Annotated in this window: 15 protein-coding genes; 13 read left to right on the forward strand and 2 right to left on the reverse strand. The window is 63.5% G+C overall.

The window, feature by feature from the left end:
• Positions 1-14 precede the first annotated feature (14 nt).
• A complete protein-coding gene (locus tag TQ38_RS22165; protein ID WP_043975511.1) occupies positions 15-902 on the reverse strand; it encodes a LysR family transcriptional regulator in 888 nt (295 codons plus the stop codon).
• A 99-nt stretch (positions 903-1,001) separates the two neighbouring features.
• On the opposite strand from TQ38_RS22165, the gene TQ38_RS22170 reads away from it, so the two are divergent.
• The 11 genes from TQ38_RS22170 (at position 1,002) to TQ38_RS22220 (ending at position 13,107) form a co-directional block, all read left to right on the forward strand.
• Positions 1,002-2,114 (forward strand): S-(hydroxymethyl)glutathione dehydrogenase/class III alcohol dehydrogenase, encoded by a 1,113-nt coding sequence (locus TQ38_RS22170; protein ID WP_043975510.1) that lies wholly within the window; start codon positions 1,002-1,004, stop codon positions 2,112-2,114.
• The gene (fghA, locus tag TQ38_RS22175) at positions 2,114-2,947 is read left to right on the forward strand and encodes an S-formylglutathione hydrolase (protein WP_043975509.1); all 834 of its coding nucleotides are present in this window, start codon (positions 2,114-2,116) and stop codon (positions 2,945-2,947) included. The genes TQ38_RS22170 and fghA overlap by 1 nt, the downstream gene beginning before the upstream one ends.
• Positions 2,948-3,386: 439 nt before the next feature.
• Positions 3,387-5,015 carry a ShlB/FhaC/HecB family hemolysin secretion/activation protein gene (locus tag TQ38_RS22180; RefSeq protein ID WP_240198046.1) on the forward strand — a complete coding sequence of 543 codons (1,629 nt, stop codon included), beginning with the start codon at positions 3,387-3,389 and terminating at the stop codon, positions 5,013-5,015.
• 55 nt (positions 5,016-5,070) lie between these two features.
• Complete coding sequence (locus TQ38_RS22185; RefSeq protein ID WP_043975507.1) at positions 5,071-5,631, forward strand: 2OG-Fe(II) oxygenase; 561 nt, start codon at positions 5,071-5,073, stop codon at positions 5,629-5,631.
• A gap of 28 nt (positions 5,632-5,659) precedes the next feature.
• On the forward strand, positions 5,660-6,184 hold the full coding sequence (locus TQ38_RS22190) for a prepilin peptidase (RefSeq protein ID WP_043975607.1): 525 nt from the start codon (positions 5,660-5,662) through the stop codon (positions 6,182-6,184).
• A gap of 347 nt (positions 6,185-6,531) precedes the next feature.
• Positions 6,532-7,707 carry an autotransporter domain-containing protein gene (locus TQ38_RS22195; protein ID WP_043975606.1) on the forward strand — a complete coding sequence of 392 codons (1,176 nt, stop codon included), beginning with the start codon at positions 6,532-6,534 and terminating at the stop codon, positions 7,705-7,707.
• A gap of 143 nt (positions 7,708-7,850) precedes the next feature.
• On the forward strand, positions 7,851-8,867 hold the full coding sequence (locus TQ38_RS22200; RefSeq protein ID WP_043975506.1) for a ParB/RepB/Spo0J family partition protein: 1,017 nt from the start codon (positions 7,851-7,853) through the stop codon (positions 8,865-8,867).
• Between the two features lie 991 nt (positions 8,868-9,858).
• Positions 9,859-11,295 carry a hypothetical protein gene (locus tag TQ38_RS22205; RefSeq protein ID WP_240198181.1) on the forward strand — a complete coding sequence of 479 codons (1,437 nt, stop codon included), beginning with the start codon at positions 9,859-9,861 and terminating at the stop codon, positions 11,293-11,295.
• Positions 11,296-11,467: 172 nt separating this feature from the next.
• Entirely contained in the window at positions 11,468-11,683 is a 216-nt protein-coding gene (locus TQ38_RS22210) for a hypothetical protein (protein WP_162792349.1), read from the forward strand.
• Positions 11,684-11,857: 174 nt separating this feature from the next.
• Complete coding sequence (locus tag TQ38_RS22215; RefSeq protein ID WP_240198047.1) at positions 11,858-12,244, forward strand: response regulator; 387 nt, start codon at positions 11,858-11,860, stop codon at positions 12,242-12,244.
• A 2-nt stretch (positions 12,245-12,246) separates the two neighbouring features.
• Positions 12,247-13,107, forward strand: coding sequence for a sensor histidine kinase (locus TQ38_RS22220; RefSeq protein ID WP_043975503.1), 861 nt, complete (start codon positions 12,247-12,249; stop codon positions 13,105-13,107).
• Between the two features lie 46 nt (positions 13,108-13,153).
• Here TQ38_RS22220 and TQ38_RS22225 read toward each other — a convergent pair whose 3' ends face one another.
• Positions 13,154-14,293: a hypothetical protein gene (locus tag TQ38_RS22225; protein ID WP_240198048.1), complete on the reverse strand. Its 1,140-nt coding sequence runs from the start codon at positions 14,291-14,293 to the stop codon at positions 13,154-13,156.
• A gap of 644 nt (positions 14,294-14,937) precedes the next feature.
• Here TQ38_RS22225 and cpaB point away from each other — a divergent pair.
• Both cpaB and TQ38_RS22235 read left to right on the forward strand, forming a co-directional pair.
• Entirely contained in the window at positions 14,938-15,876 is a 939-nt protein-coding gene (gene cpaB, locus TQ38_RS22230) for a Flp pilus assembly protein CpaB (protein WP_043975502.1), read from the forward strand.
• A gap of 8 nt (positions 15,877-15,884) precedes the next feature.
• Complete coding sequence (locus TQ38_RS22235; protein WP_240198049.1) at positions 15,885-17,093, forward strand: type II and III secretion system protein family protein; 1,209 nt, start codon at positions 15,885-15,887, stop codon at positions 17,091-17,093.

Genomic DNA, 17,093 nt, shown 5'->3' on the forward strand with positions numbered 1-17,093 from the left:
AATATGTGGGATAATCACCCCGGCGCGGTGCCGGCCAGCAGCGGTTGAAGCCGGCGCCGCAGCAGCGCCACCAGCAGGCTGACCTTGGGCGACAGGTGCTTGAGCCGAGGATAGACGGCCCATATCGGCTCGTCGTCGGGGCAGTCTTGGGCGAGCACTTCCTCCAGTCGCCCGGCTGCAATGGGGCTGGCGGTGTAGAAGGCGGGCAACTGGCAGACGCCCATTGCGTCCAGCGCGGCTTCCAGCACCATGGTTCCGTTGTTGCAGCGCCAGCGCCCTTCCGGACGGAAAGTCTCGCCGCGCTGGAAATGCCATGTCGAGGCGGAGCCGACGAGGCAGTCGTGGTCCTTGAGGTCGGCGATGCGCTGCGGGATGCCGCGCGCCGCCAGGTATGCAGGCGCTGCCACCGTTACCATCGCGCGCGAGGCGACGCGGGTGGCGACAAGGCGCGAATCCTCCAGATGCCCGGTGCGGATGGCCATGTCGTAACCGTCGCGGATCAGGTCCACCACGTCGTTGTCGAGGTCGCAGGCGATCGACAACTCCGGGTGCTCGCCGGCATATTCGCGCAGGATCGGGCCGATGAAGCGCTCGCCCAGCGTGTAGGAGCAGGTGATGCGCAAGTTGCCGCGCGGACTTCCCTGCGCGGCAACGGCAGCGATGGCATCCTCTCGCTCGGAGATCAGGCGGCTGCCGGTTTCGTAAAAGATGCGCCCGGCCTCGGTCAGGCCCAGCGAGCGGGTTGTTCGGTGGAACAGCTGGCTGCCCAGCTTCGCCTCAAGTCGGCTGACGGCGCGGCTCATGTGAGTGACAGAGGCACCGAAACTGCGTGCGGCGGCGGTGAAGCTGCCGGCGCGCGCCACCCTCACGAATTCCTCGATGCCGTCCCAGGCGCCAATCATCCACTTTTTCCACTCGGTTATAATGCTTTTCCCAAGAACCCCATTAACGACAATCCTGCAAGGCGCTAGAAGGCACCGCATAGACAGGAGACTGCACAGATGAAGACCCGCGCCGCCGTTGCCTTCGAAGCGAAAAAGCCGCTCGAGATCGTCGAAGTGGACCTCGAAGGTCCGCGCGAAGGCGAAGTCCTGGTCGAGATCATGGCGACCGGCATCTGCCATACCGACGCCTATACCCTCGACGGTCTGGACAGCGAGGGCATCTTCCCCTCCATCCTTGGCCACGAAGGTGCAGGCATCGTGCGTGAAGTGGGCGCGGGCGTCACCAGCGTGGCGCCGGACGATCACGTAATCCCGCTTTATACGCCGGAATGCCGCCAGTGTAAGTCGTGCCTCTCGGGCAAGACCAACCTGTGCACTGCGATCCGGGCAACGCAGGGCAAGGGCCTGATGCCGGACGGCACCAGCCGTTTCAGCTACAAGGGCCAGCAGATCTTCCATTACATGGGCTGCTCGACCTTCTCGAACTTCATCGTGCTGCCGGAAATAGCCCTCGCCAAGATCCGCACCGACGCGCCGTTCCAGACCTCGTGCTACATCGGCTGCGGCGTGACCACGGGCGTGGGCGCGGTGGTGAACACCGCCAAGGTGCAGGTCGGCGACAATGTCGTGATCTTCGGGCTGGGCGGGATCGGCCTCAACGTGATCCAAGGCGCGAAGATGGCGGGCGCGGGCCTGATCGTCGGCGTGGACCTCAACCCAGACCGTGAAGAGTGGGGCCGCCGTTTCGGCATGGACGCCTTCATCAACGGCAAGGGCAAGAGCCGCGAAGAAGTCATCGCCGAGGTCCTGGCCCTTACCGATGGCGGCGCGGACTATACCTTCGATTGCACCGGCAACACCGAGGTCATGCGCACCGCGCTCGAAGCGTGCCACCGCGGCTGGGGTACTTCGATCGTGATCGGCGTGGCCGAGGCCGGCAAGGAAATTGCCACGCGCCCGTTCCAGCTCGTTACGGGGCGTAACTGGCGCGGCAGTGCGTTCGGCGGTGCCAAGGGCCGCACCGACGTGCCCAAGATCGTCGACTGGTACATGAACGGCAAGATCCAGATCGACCCGATGATTACCCACGTCCTCAGCCTGGACGAGATCAACAAGGGTTTCGACCTGATGCATGCGGGCGAAAGCATCCGTTCGGTCGTCGTCTTTTGATGGAGACCGTTTCCACCAACCGCAGCCACGGCGGCACGCAAGGCGTCTATCGCCACCAGAGTGCCGAGACGGGGACGCAGATGACCTTCTCCGTCTTCGTGCCGGACCATGCGCCCGGCGCGAAGCTGCCGGTGGTGTGGTATCTCTCGGGGCTCACCTGCACCCATGCCAACGTCACCGAAAAGGGTGAATTTCGCGCTGCCTGCGCGCAGCACGGCGTGATCCTCGTTGCGCCGGATACGTCCCCGCGCGGCGATGATGTGCCGGACGATGAAGCATACGACTTCGGCAAAGGCGCGGGCTTCTACGTCGATGCCACGCAGCAGCCCTGGGCGGCGAATTTCCGCATGCGCGCGTATGTCGAGAAGGAACTTCCCGCGCTGGTCGAGGCGCAGTTCCCGGTCGACACGGGCCGGCAGGGGATCACCGGTCACTCGATGGGCGGGCACGGCGCCCTGACGATCGCACTGCGTAATCCCGGCGTCTTCCGCTCCGTCAGCGCTTTCTCGCCGATCGTTTCGCCGCTCAATTGCCCTTGGGGTGACAAAGCACTGACCGGCTACATCGGCGCGGATCGCACGGCCTGGCGCGAGTACGACGCCTGCGCGTTGATCGACGACGGCGCCCACCTGCCGGACCTGCTCGTCGATCAGGGCACGGCGGACGGCTTCCTCGAAGGCCAGCTCAAGACGCAGCTTCTGGCGGATGCCTGCGAGAAGGCCGGCCAGCGGGCGACCATTCGCATGCAGGAGGGGTACGACCACTCCTATTACTTCATATCCACCTTCATGCCGGAACACATCGCCTGGCATGCGGAGCGCCTTAAGGACTGACGCCGGGAAAGTGGCCTGACGCAAGGCGGTCGGTGTCCGAAAGCCGATCCGATACGCAATTTTGCGCAAAGGATCGCAGCCAATTCGATTGGATCGCCGTCTGTCCCGGCCCGGGAATAGGGAGCTGTGGGTAAGAGCAAAACTACGGAATACTGCGGGTTACATCGTCTGCTGACTATCCTTTGCGGACGAAACCCTACCTCATCCCGGCTTTGCGATACCGCTTTCCGGGCCATCTACCGCAATAGGGCCGGAGCGGCTGCAATTGAACGTGATCGCTGCCTGCGCATCCGTAATCTGAATGAAAGGGGGCATTTCGCCGCCATCGACGGATTAAGGGTCAGGCGGGCAGCCACGTATCATGAGGGCAACTTCGGACAAAAGGGATCGAACGGCAGGAGCAGGCAGACGCAGCGCGTTTCGCTCCGCGCTGTTTGGCATGGGGACTTTGCTGGCGCTGACGGGCGTGAACGCCTTCGCGCAGGGTAACCCTCCTGCCATCAGCCAGTCGCCCACGATCGACCGTGACCGCCTCGACCGCGCCGGTCCGGCCATCCCGCGCACGGGCCCCGAGGTGCAACTGCCATCGGCTCCCGCCCGCGTCGAAGCGGCGGCCCCGGTGCAGGTTACCCTTACCGGGGTCCGATACGAAGGCGCGACCCTGGCGGCCGAAACGCTGGACCAGGCAACGCGGCCCTTCGTCGGATCGCCGCTCGACCGGGACATGCTCCAGAAGCTCGCGGATGCGATCAGCGGTGCCTATGCCAAAAGCGATATCGCGTTCTATGCGGTGAGCATTCCCGCGCAGTCGGCAGCAGGCGGCGTGCTGGTGGTGCGCGTGACCGAAGGGCGTATCGTCGAATACAAGCTGGCGAGCGAGTCCAGCAGCACACCCAAGCGCCTCATCGACGCGCAGGTAAAGCGGCTAATGCGCGACACACCCACCCACAAATCGACGATCGAACGCACACTTTCACTGCTGCGCGATATTCCCGGCCAGACGGTGCAGGCGAACCTTCGCACCACGACGACGCCGGGCGAACTCGCGCTCGATCTTGATGTGAAGCGCAAGCAAGTGGACGTGACGCTCAACCTCAACAACCGAGGTGTCGTCAACGTCACGTCAGGCGCGCAGGCGCAGCTTGCGCTCTCGCTGAACGGCCTGCTTCGCGAAGGTGATACAACGCAGCTGTCAGGCTACATCCCGTTTCAGCCGAGCCGCTACCAGTTCTATTCCGCAAGCCATGCCACTCCGGTCGGTTCGAACGGAACCACGGTTGGGCTGAGCGGCGCTTATGTTCGCACGCGCACCCGCGACCTTGGCATCAAGGGTGAAGCCAAGCAGATGGGGATTGTCGTCGCGCATCCACTGATCCGCTCCTACAAGCGCAACCTGACGCTAACAGCTTCGTTCGACGGCACCAACAGCACCAATTACTATCTCGATACCGCCTTTGGTGGTTTCCGCACCCGCGCGCTGCGGCTCGGCGCAAACTGGTCTTCGATCGGCGATACCTCCGGCTACGGCGTTTCGCTCAGCCTTAGCCAGGGCTTCGACGCGCTGGGTGCGCGCGAAATCGAGGGCTATTCGAAACCCTCTTATCGCAAGGCCAACCTGCAAACCACGTTCGTCAAGCAGCTAAGCGCTTCGATTGCCGCCAAGGCCACGGTGCGCGGGCAGTATAGCAGCGACCGCTTGCCGACGACGGAACGCGTCATTCTTGGCGGCGAAGGTGCTGGCCTTGCGTTTCGTGATGGATTCTTGACGGCCGATAAAGCCGTAACCGGCGGCGCGGAACTTTCCTGGCGAGTAATCGGCGGAAAGACCGACCCGCGCGGCTTGACTGTCTTTGCCTATGCGGATGGCGCATTGGCGCATTCCTATGCGCGTCCATTGTATGGATTGGGAAGCAGCGACTATTCGTTGGCATCGGCAGGCGGAGGAGTGCGAATCACTCCAATAAAGGGTTGGACCGGATCTGCACAAATTGCAGTACCTGTCAAGAAACCATTTGCAGGATTTAGTGAAAAGACCCGCTTTTTCTTTAGCGTGTCGCGCACGCTCTGATCGCCTGTTTTGCGTACACGCAAAACCTTGCTAGGGCGGAAAACAGGAAATCACCATGCAGAACATCTGGGAAGTCTGGCCTGACGCGCTGACCGTGGCTGAGTGTGACGCGATTGTCGCGCGCGCCGAACACTACCCGCCTGCGGACGCCACGATCGGTTTTTCGGACGCGCTGCGTAGCGACAAGGGTTACCGCACTTCCACGATTCGCTGGTTCGATACTTCGCGTGAGAAGGACATTGTCAGCCGCATCATGGATTTTGTCCGTTGTTCCAATCGCACCAATTTCGGTGTTGATGTGGAAGCGCCGTTCGAGTTGCAGTTCACAGAATATCGTGCGACGAACAAAGGACACTACGACTGGCATCAGGATGTGTGGCTAGAATCGCCGCGTCCTTATGCCCGTAAGCTCTCCGTCGTGGTGCAACTCTCCTCACCGGATGAATATAAGGGCGGTGAGTTCGAATTCTTCGGCATCCAGAGCCCTGGCCCGACTTTCGCCGGACGTGGCAGTCTGTTGATCTTCCCCTCGTTTTTGCAGCACCGGGTGCTGCCGGTCACCGACGGCCTGCGGCGTAGTCTGGTGACGTGGATCGAAGGCCCCAACTGGCGCTGAAGTGGCGGCCCTCGCGCCAATCGTTCACATGCACCCGCCTGTAATCATCACCGGGCCAGCGTTGCCCTGGCTAGCCGCCGCCGCAGCCTTGGGCCTCTTGTTGCTCTGCGGCGCAGTGATCCATTCGGATCTAGGGCGCAGGCGCATCCCTAATACCCTTTGTATCGCAATAGCCTCTCTGGGTTTGGTCTTCGCAGTGGGCGAGACGGGTTGGTCGGGATTCCCCACCTTCGCCTGGCGCATGGCGATCGCCGCGTTGGTGGCCGGGCCTTTAGTATTACTGTTCCTGCTTCGTCTGCTGGGAGGCGGGGACGTGAAGCTTATTGCTGCCCTGCTGCTGTGGGTGCCGGCATCAGGCATACCGGCCATGCTCGCTGTCACCATCCTCGCCGGAGCGTTGATCGCGGTCGCCCTCAATCTGTTGAACCGCCTGTTCTGCTTCATTCGCGCAGACACCGTTCCTTATGGTGCGGCGATCGTTACAGGCGCGCTTTGCGTTCTGATCCCGCGCTTCGATGGCCTCGCAGCGGCGGCCTGCGCTTTTGTCGCCTGATGGCGAGGAAGTGCGTCAAGTTAGGTGTTGCAGCCGAATTGGGCGGAACCGCCGAATAGGTAGAACAACGGGTGTCTACGACCGCCGGTCTCCACGCAACAAAGCCGGCAATACGTCGAAGAATTCTCTGAAAATAATGGAAATCAGCCGGTTTGATACGCAAGATTGGTGGTTGCGATAGGGCGCTTGATAGCGTCGTTTCGATGCCAGTTCGGCTGGTCAGGTCGGGATCGCAGCGCCAACCTCAAGGCAATTCAGAGGTGGGCTAAAGCCTCGTTGTATAAATGGAGGAAGTGAACTTGCGGCAGACTCTGTCCGTTTCGGCAACCCGGTTTTCGGTAGGCATAATGGCGTCCCTGGGGGCGCTTTGCGGTTCTGCCGCGCTTGCTCAGACCTATGGACCCGATGCGACCACGCCGGGAGAGGCTGCTGTTGCCGGAGCGCTCGACACGGTCGCCAGTCCGGCTACCAGCCCTTATGCAACAATGTTAGGTGCAATCGACGCACTACCCAATGCTGCCGCTCGCGCTGATGCGCTGGGCCAATTGAGCCCGCGTAACTATCGCCTTATGCCGCGTCTTTCCATCCAGTCCATGGACGCGACAGACCGCGAGATCCGTGGCTACTTGCAGCAGCGCCGCGAGATGGCGCTGGATGCGTCGGCTGATGTGCCGGTGAGCGGCGATCGCACCATTTCTGTCATCGGCAGCTATGGCCTGCGGCAGGGCAAGTACAAGGCGCGGGTAGATCGCCCGGCGGCGAATTCGGACAGCCGCTCGGTGCGTGTGGGCTTCGACGTTTCGCCTGTTCCCGGCCTGATAGTGGGCGCCTCGATCGGCATCGACGGTCTCGACACCGCGCTTGATCGTAGCCAGCGGCCGCGCAGCACGATGTTCAACGCAGGCGTCACGCCTTACGCCAGCTACACCAACGGCCGCTTTTATGTCGACGCGACGGCCGGATATACGCGCAGCTGGTATCAGCTACGCCGACAAGTTTCCTATAATGGTTTCAACGACCAGCTGCAGGCCGGAGCGAATGGCGATAACGCCGCAGCTTCGGTCGAGGCTGGCGGCATCCTGCAGCTCGGCGTCCTTCGGGCGCAACCTTTCGCCGGGCTACAATACCGCTACGCCGACCTTGGCGGGATAGTGGAGAGCGGCGGCGCGGCATCGCTGGCCGTCGCCAAATTCAAGTCCGAAGCCGTGAGGAGCAGCTTGGGCATGCGTATGTCCACGGCGCTGCACAAGGGAAGCTGGACGCTGCGGCCCAGTGTGGAGGGGCAATGGCAGCGCGAACTGCGATCAAGGCCGGAAAGCCGGATCGAGGCAGTGTTCGTCAATGGTGGAACCCCGATCTTCACTTTGCCGTCCTGGCGCTACGATCGCGACACGGCGGTCGTTGGCGCCAGCCTGACGGCAGTGCATGGGGAACGCACTGCCGTTCGCTTCTCATACTCGGGCGAGTTCGCCAACGATCGGCATGTGCACGGGTTCGCGGTTACTGCCAGCCGCCGGTTCTGATCGGAGCCTTTAACGAGCATCCCGTCGCCCGAAACGGCGGAATCGATCCTTTGATAGAGCCGATCCGAACATAGTCGGCGCGGCGCTCCGATTCAGCTTCCGCTATGTCTTCTTACTAAGGAACACGGAAGCAGGGGCGCGAGATGGGTGGTTTTGTACGGGATATTCTCACCACGCTTTCCTACGAGCCTGACCCGGCCGAGGCTTCGCGCGTAGAAGGCGCTGAACTTTCACGGCTGGATCAAAGACTTGCGGGTTTCGTTCAGGGAAATGGCAGGCGCACGGCGATTTCTATCCGGCCTGGCGACTGCAGCGTCTGGGATGGCAATCCACGCGATGTTCCGGGGCTTTCGGCCGATAGTTGCCGTTCCCTGATTGAATCTATCGCGCAGGAAGACGGCAACCGCATCCCCGTTTTGGTGCGCAATAATCCGCCCGGATCAGAACTTCCTTACGAACTACTCGTCGGTAGTCGCCGGCGTTTTTCCGTCAACTGGCTCAATCACAATGGCCGGCCGGAAATTCGCCTCAACGCAATGGTCGTGGACCTAAGCGATGAAGAGGCGTTCCGGCTTGCGGACATCGAGAACCGCGAACGCCAGGACATCACTGAACTCGACCGTGCCCGCAGCTATCAGGGCGCGGTTGATCGTTTCTACGGCGGTGTGCAGTCGCGCATGGCCGAGGCACTCAATCTGTCCAACAGCCAGCTCAGCCGTCTGCTTTCGCTGGCCCAGATGCCGGACGAGGTGGTGGATGCTTTCGCCACGCGTGAGGAGCTGCGCGTGCGCCATTCCGAAGTTCTGACCCCGCTGCTGCGTCGGCCCGAACAGCGTGACCGCCTGCTTATTGCCGCGCGTAGCGTTGGGCAGGAGCAGCAGCGCCTTGCCGCCGCCGGAGATCGGATGATCCCGGCCGCCACCGTTCTCACCCGTCTCAAGCAGGCGGCAATGGAAGGCGGCGGCGCGCGCGCGCAGGATATGCAGGTAGTGGTCGGTGATGAACGCGTTGGCCGGATCAAGCCAGGCCGGGACGGTCTGGCCGTTGAACTGGCGATCGCCGGGGATGCCGATCTCGACCGTATCCTTGCAGCCCTGCGCACCGCGATTCTCGACAGCCGGGCCCGACTCGCTGCGGAAGCCGATTCGGCGGTCGACTGACGGACAACCGCCTGCGCGGTCCGAAGGACGCGACCCGGCGATAAATCACTTTCATTCCGGCTCTATCATCCGGCCCGTGCGCAAGTCTCCACTTGCTCGCGGGCCGGTTCGGTTTTCGGGTTTCTCCTGCCTTGCAGGGGGTGGTTGCGCGCCATCTTGCGTTTCTGACGACCTATTTTCCGGCTGAAACCCGCGCTTTTCGGAGTCTCTGATCGAGACATCCCGCAGGCGGACCCGGCCTTGCCGTAGCGGCTTTTTCTGAGCGCGATCTCGCCTCCCGACTGTGCCTAACCATCATCGCACTGGGCATTTCATGGAGGACAACACAATGCCGCGTAGTAAACCGCGCCAGACGACAAGGCAGATCCTGCTTTGCGCAACGGCTATTCCGCTTCTTCTTCTAGGCGCTTGCGCCGATGGCGTCGGCTTCCGCGTCGGTGCCGGCGGCGGCGGCACGCCGTCGGGACCGTCCGGTCCCACCGGCCCCACCGATCCGTCGGGTCCCAGCGGCCCGAGTGGCCCCAGCGGTCCTTCCGGTCCAAGTGGTCCGTCTGGCCCTTCGGGTCCGAGTGGACCCACAGGTCCGACTGATCCCTCCGGGCCTACAGGTCCCGCGGGACCGACGGGTCCTACTGGCCCCGGTGGCCCGACTGGCCCTGCTGGTCCGACCGGTCCCGGAGGCCCCACCGGCCCTGCTGGACCCTCCGGTCCTGGCGGTCCAAGCGGCCCCGGCGGGCCAAGCGGTCCGACTGGCCCTGGAGGCCCGACTGGTCCTACGGGTCCGGGCGGTCCTTCTGGTCCGACCGGCCCCACTGGTCCTACAGGCCCGGGCGGTCCGTCTGGCCCGACTGGTCCTGGAGGTCCGACTGGTCCTACCGGTCCGGGAGGCCCCTCTGGTCCGACCGGCCCTACAGGTCCGGGTGGTCCCTCGGGCCCTACCGGCCCCTCTGGTCCCACTGGCCCGTCGAGCATCACCGGCACGGTCGCTGGCGTGACTATCGGCGGCAATCCGATCCTCGGTCCCAGCGGCCCTGGAACTCTGATTGACGTCAACGTCACTCCGGGCACCTCGACGAGCAACGGCGGCGGTATCGCGGTCGATGTCCTGACGGGTGACGGCAGTCTGGTGAATGTCGCTTTGCCAACGACGACGGCGCAGACGCAGGAAGCGCTTGCCCCGGTCGGCTCGCTTGCGGGCGCCCTGCTGGGTAGTCAGGTCGGCGGCACCGTCACACAGCTTACCGATGGGCTCTCGCCCACGGTAGCTGCGGTGACCTCGACGGTTAGTCAGGTGACGACGCCGCTGCTCAACACGGTGGACGCCGTGCTGGCTCCCGTGATTGGACAGAACGGCCTTCTGGCTCCGGTAACGGGTCAGCTCGGCGGCCTGATCGACGGGATCACCGGCAGCTTGCCCAGTGGCGGGGGTGGAACGGTGCCGACGTATACCGGACCGCTCGTCGGACTGGACGTTGGCAACAATGTCCTGACGGGCCCCAGCACCAGCGGTACGCTCGCCGGTGTCAACCTGCTCTCGAATAGTCCGGGACTGGTTTCGGGGCAGCTGGTAACGGCTGACGTGCTTGCCAACGGCAATGTGCTGGACGTGACGCTGCCAACTACTGCGGCTGGCGTTGCGCAAGGCCTTGCCCCGGTGGGTAACCTTGCCGGGTCGCTGCTTGGCCAACAGGTCGGGACTGGCGTCACGCAGGTGACCAACGGCCTGGCTCCTGTGCTGGCTCCGGTGACGAGCGTGGTCGACGGTGTAACATCGCCGCTTCTCGGCGCGGTTAACGGGACCCTCGGCCAAGTGGTTGGCGGCGTCGGCGGCGGAACAGGCGCAGGCACGGTGCTTGCTCCGGTGACCGGCGTGGTTAGCGGTCTGCTCGGTGGTGTCGGCGGCGGCGCGGGCGCAGGCACGGTGCTCGCTCCGGTGACGGGCGTGGTGAGTGGTCTGCTCGGCGGTGTCGGCGGCGGCACAGGCGCAGGCACGGTGCTTGCTCCGGTGACGGGCGTGGTTAGCGGTCTGCTCGGCGGTGTCGGCGGCGGCACAGGCGCAGGCACGGTGCTCGCTCCGGTGACGGGCGTGGTGAGCGGTCTGCTTGGCGGTGCCGGCGGCGGCGCAGGCGCAGGCACGATCCTCGCTCCGGTGACCGGCGTTGTAGGCGGCCTGTTGACGGGAGCTGGCGGCAACACCGGAGCAGGGTCCGTTCTGGCCCCTGTAACGGGGGCGGTCAGCGGCCTTCTCGGCGGTGTGGCTGGCGGTTCGCTCAGTGGTTCGCTCAGCGGGACGCTTACCGGCTCTGTCAGCGGTTCGGTGACCGGTGTTGTCGGCGGATTGCTCGGCGGAACGAGTGGCGGTTCGTCCGGCACCGGCTCGCTGCTCTCACCCCTGACCGGTCTGCTGGGGGGCAGAACGGGCAACTGATCGAGGCCGGCGTGTCCGCCGCCTTGTTGCCCTCCCCCTGGTTGGACACGCTGTAGCCCGACCTCGGATGACGAGGCGGGGGGAGGGGGTGGCCCTTGCCGTGGGCCACTCCCTCTACGCCTCTAGAAATTCGGGCACAATTTTTCCCGAGCAAATGAAAAAGGAGAATATCATGACGATCGAAGCCTCACGCCAAGCCCGCGATCTTCTGCGCATATCGCTCAATCTGCTCGATGACGACGAATCGCTGACAGCAGTGGCCATGATCTCCGGCGCGCTCGACCTCCTGGAACGCCGCGCCGAGCCTGCGGCCCTGCGGCCGACCATGGCCTGGCATCATCTTGCAAAACTTCAACCAGCAGGCGGCGACTGCCGCAGCTGTGCCTGATCCGCAACGGTATTTTGCAATACGCAAAACCTCTGTGGAAATAACTGTAGAATGTTATGGATTTGGAAACGAAAAAGAACCTAAATGATGTTAACCAGCATCGGGTAGAATGAAACTGATGCGGTGGGAGATAGTAGAGAAGGCGGTCGCATGCAGGGCAAAGAGGCTCTCGTATTGCTCATCGACGATGTAACGGAAATCGTCGAAGAGCTGCTGACGTTCATGGAACTGCACGGCATTCCTGCGGTCGGGGTGTCCGATCTCGACGAAGCCATGGCTGCGCTCGAGGGGAACCCCGCAATCCGCGTGCTTGCCTGCGATGTCCGGCTGGGGCGGGAATCCGGCCTTATGATCGTCTCGCGCATTCGCGATCATGCCGTGCTCTGCCAGCGCCCTTTCAACTATCTGTTCATCACCGGTGACCCGCTTCTTCAGGATCCGTCGCTGCAAATGCCCGATCATATGGTTCTGACAAAACCCGTCCAGCCGCAGATATTGATCGATGTCCTGCGCGACATGCTGGGCGAGCTTGAAAATTCGGCGCAGCAGGGAGACGTTTGACCATGAAACCGAACGAGATCACCCAGCGCGATATCGAGAACTGGACCCGGTGCACGCCTATGAAACAGCAATGCCATCCGGTGGAGGACATTGCTGCGCAGGCCATATCCGACGGGATAGACGTCAGCGATGCGCACCAGTTATTCGAAACGATCGCCGCAAAATCCCGCCTTGCCGACCTTGGCGAGCAGTCTTCCGCGCTCGCCCACGAACTGCGCCAGCCGCTGTTTTCGATTTCGGTGGCGAACGAGAACCTGCGCATGATGCTGGGCCGGTGCGACATCACGAAACCGCAGCTCGACAAGGCGATCGCGCGTATCGCGCAGCAGGTCGAGCGGGCACAGACGATCATCGACCGCACCCTGGCTTATGCTTCGGGCAACAGCCGGGGCGAGGTAAGCGCGGATATCGGGTTGGCCGCCAGCAACGCCGTGGAATTCCTGCGACCCCTGTTCGAAACCGCCGATATCGAGATTGACGATCACGGTGCCCATGTTCACGCGAACGTGAGCCTCTGCCAGGTCGAGACCGAACAGGTTTTCGTCAACATCCTGCGCAATGCCGCGGAGAGCATCGAAAGCCGGCGAGAGAGCGGCTGGCAGGGCGCCGGGCACATTGCGATCCGCATTGCCCTGCACGAGGGCGCTGTGCGCTGTGTCGTTTCCGATAACGGCGCGGGTCTTTCGGGCGATACGGCGCGGGCGGTATTCCAACCGTTCTTCACGACCAAGCCGCGTGTCGGCACCGGCCTGGGCCTGCATATCTGTCGGCGGGTGCTGGAGAAGGCTGGCGGCGTCGTTACGCTGGTGCCTGATGAAACCGAAGGCGCCCGCGTGGAGATCGAACTGCCTCTGGGCGGCTGATCTTCCGTCGCGCGGGCAAGTGCGGCGGCTGTGTTCCGTTTGATATTCAGATATCGTCGCGGCCCAGCCGGATGATGAACCGCACCGGCTGACGATTGCGCACCAGACAGCGGAAATCGCTCGCCGCGTCACGTGCGACCTGCTCCACCAGCCAAAGCGTGGCTTCATCGATGCGGTGGCTGGGCAGCGGCTTGCCGTCGCTATCCGTGCATTCCACCGTCACTACCACATGGCCCGGCGTCATCGATGCGTGCAGCAGAACGTCGCCGCGAAGCTTCTTGCCCTCGCTATCCACAAAACTCGCGAAGGCGCTGAGCAGAGCGGCTACCGCCATCATTTCGAGCGCGCCGTGCTGCACAGGCACCAGATGGTCCAGCGCATTGCCGCGCAGATGGATGGAAACGCCGTGATGGCGCATACTGGACTTTGTGGCGGCCACGGCCCGCTCCAGAGCGCTGCGTACCGTCAACTCACCATCGCCATCATGACCGTCGCGGCCGAACCAGCGGAACAGGCTGAGGATGGCAGCCGCGCCTTCGGTATGCGACGCGATCCGCTTTACCCGCTCCTGCAATTGCTGGCGGTTCTCGTCGTCGATATCAAGGCGGCCGATGATGTAATCCATGTTGGCATTGGCCATCGAGATCACGTTCAGCGGCTGGGCAAGGTCATGCAGCATGCCGCTGGTGATGCGGCCCAGCAGCAGGTCGCGCGTCACTTCCACCAGGCCGCCGTCCCCCCATGCCAGCAGTCTCGCGTCGACTACCGCAAGGTGACGGGTAATGCCGGCGCCCACGAAGGACGCGCATATCGAGGCGACGACCACTGAAATATCGGCGGCAATGCCCGGCAGGATGAAGTGCAGGCACAGAGCCACGCTGCCGAACACCATTGCGAGAAGCCAGGACCAGCGCGAAGCCTGCAGCATCGCAGGCGCCAGACGGCGGGGAAAGAGCGCTGCCGTAGCTGCGAGCAGGACGTCGGCCCAATAGGAGCTGGATTGCACCGCGTCGGGCATGAAAAACAGCCCGGCGGCCAGAAATGCGGTTACTCCCAGAGCCAGCGCCGTGCGGTGCAGCACGAAAAGGCCGCCCGCTGCAGCCGCGCTCAACACGCCGGCACCGGGGGCCCCGGCTGAGATCAGGCCAAGGATCAGCGCGCAAAGCGCGACGGCGGCCGGATACATCCGCGTGCCGTCCTGCCAGATACGTACTGGCCCGGTACGTTGAGAATAGGGAATTATGAGCCCGCACTCCCGCGTGCCGCGATCGGTGTGGGGTAATCAGGCCCGAAATTTTCGGCTGGTCTGTTCATTCCCGCGCTTCCTCTTTCTCGGCACGCCTACCGCGGCAGTCGTGCGACAAGTCACGAACGGCCCTTTGGCTCCCGATGGCGATGCGCAAAACTGGGTCGAGTCGAGGAAAAGACACTGCGAATCCAAGGAAAACCGGGTCCGATCCCACGAGGCCCGTTTTCTAACGACGTCATTGCACAAACCGCACTTCCTATTGCCGTGGTATCAGAGGCAAGTCACGAAAAGAACCGATACGACGGTGACTGACAAGGCGTGCAAGAGGCCGTGCGCCACGCCTTGGGCGGGGGTTGGATGGTGGCCGCGCAACCCGCGTCAGTGGGCGAATACTGCGTAAAAACCCGTTGCTTCGACGATGCCTTCGTATCGGCTTCTTCTCAATGACTACGAGAATCCGAGGCGCGCTATCATTCATACATCAAGACGGATCTGTCCCGGCAAGGAACGGTTCGGCGAAATTTCGGGGCGCAGGGGCAGCGTTTCCGGTTTGCGTAAGCGCAATGGCAAAGGGGAATTGCATGCGCCTGGGTTCGAAAGCGAAACTCACGATCGGAGTCGGACTTGTGGCAGCCGCCACGTTCGGTTTCCTCGGTGTTCGCGAACTTGGCAGATCATCGGCTACGAAGGCCAGTCCGGTGAGCGTGCTCGCCGGCAAGCCGGTTGAGGTTAGCGGTATAGTCCTGGCAACGACGACCCGCGCCGTGAAGATCGGCGAGACGATCACGGCCGACATGATCCGCAACACTGCCTTCGATCCGGTGAAATTTCCGGCGGCGGCAACGCCCGCCGAGGTCATCGGCCGGGTTGCGACGCGCGACATCGCCGCCAACACCCTGATCCCGCGTGAGGCGCTTCAGCAGGAAAGCAAGCTGGCGATCCGGGTACCGGTGGGGATGCGGGCGATCAGCATCGACACGACGGCGGAAATCGCCGTCGCCGGCATGGTTCGCCCCGGTGACAAGGTGGACGTGCAGGTGGTCTATCCCGGCGAGGACGCAATCAGCGGCGCGCGGGGCAATGGCCGCAGCCGCGCCAAGACCCTGCTTCAGCTGGTCTCGGTCCTGGCGGTGGGTGACTTGGTGCTGGGCACGCCGGTCAAGGAAGGGGTGGCGGACACGGTGTCCGCGCCGCCGCCTACGCCGGCCCGCACGGTCACGCTGGCGCTGTCTCCGCAGCAGGTTTCCGAACTCTCGCTCGCGAAGAGCACCGGCGCGCTGTACCTTTCGCTGCGCAATCCCGAGGACGCGCAGGAGGTAGACTCCGCGCAGATCGCCAGTTCCCCCGAACCCACACCGCGCGCCGTGGCCGCCGCGCCTGTGCCCGCCATGATGGCGGCGCAGCGTATGGCACCGCCGCCTGCCGCGCCGGCCCCGCGCCGTGCTCCTGCACCGCACGCGATCGAACTGGTCGTGGGCGGCAATCGCGAAGTCATCTATTCCGGGAGTGGTTCGCAATGAAGGTCTTGATGGCAAAAGGCCCGATCGTTGCGGGGCTCCTCGCGCTGGCCGCACCTGCGGCGCTGGCGCCGAGTGTCGCGGCCGCACAGCAACAGCGCGCGCTGCAAGTGGACGAAGCCCGCACGCTGTCCTTCTCGCGCGCTATCGGGCGCGTCGAGGTCAGCCGTGAGAATGTGATCTCGGTTTCTGCACCGTCTACCCGTTCACTGCGCATCACCGGCCTCGGTGCCGGGCAGGCCACGCTCAGCGTCTATGCGCCTGATGGGTCGCTGATCGAGGAAGGCCAGATCCAGGTCGACCCGGCGCCGCCCTCCTTCTCCAATGGCTCGGGGCCGCTGCGGGCGGGCGAGAAGGTGGTTGCGGTGGATCTTCAGTTCGCTGCGGTGTCGTCCTCCACACTCAAGGCGCTGGGCTTTAGCTTCTCCAAGCTTTCCGGCGATTTGCAGGGCGCGGTGGTTTCGCCCAGCAGCCTGAACTCGTACAGCTTCGGGGGCGGCGGATCGGGCTTGGCCGTGAACGCCTCGGCGCCGATCCAGAGCGCCTTCAACTTGTTCCTCTCGGCCCCGAACCGGGGCATCGGCGCTGTCCTGAGCGCGCTGTCGACCAATGGGCTATCGCAGCTTCTCGCTCAGCCCACGCTGTTGGTGCGTTCCGGCGCGCAGGCCGAGTTTCTGGCCGGCGGCGAGGTTCCGGTTCCGGTTCCGCAGTCCAATGGCGGCACCGGCAATTCGATCTCGATCGAGTACAAGAAGTTTGGCGTCAGCCTGAAGGTGAGGCCCTTCGTTCTATCCGAGAACAATATCGTCCTCGAAATCGAGCCCGAGGTCAGCGAACTGGATTACAGCAACGGTGTACAGCTGCAGGGCTACGTGGTGCCGGGTTTCCGCAATCGTTCCGCCAAGACCACGGTAGAACTGGGTAGCGGGCAGAGCTTCGTGATCGCCGGCCTCAACTACACCAATTCCTCGGTTACGAAGGACAAGGTCCCGTTCCTGGGCGATATCCCGGTGCTGGGTGCGTTCTTCAAGCGCCAGCAGAACCAGAAGGAACGCCAGGAGCTGATCATCGTCGCCACGCCGCGTCTGGTGGAACCGGAAGCCGTGCGGCCGGTACTGGCGGACAACATGAAGACACTCGATCCGGGTATCGGGCAAATGATCGTGGGCAATGACGGCGTGGAACAGGCGACAAAGTCCTTTGGCGTGGTGAGGCGCTGA

Source organism: Novosphingobium sp. P6W, from assembly GCF_000876675.2.
In the GTDB taxonomy this organism is placed as follows: domain Bacteria; phylum Pseudomonadota; class Alphaproteobacteria; order Sphingomonadales; family Sphingomonadaceae; genus Novosphingobium.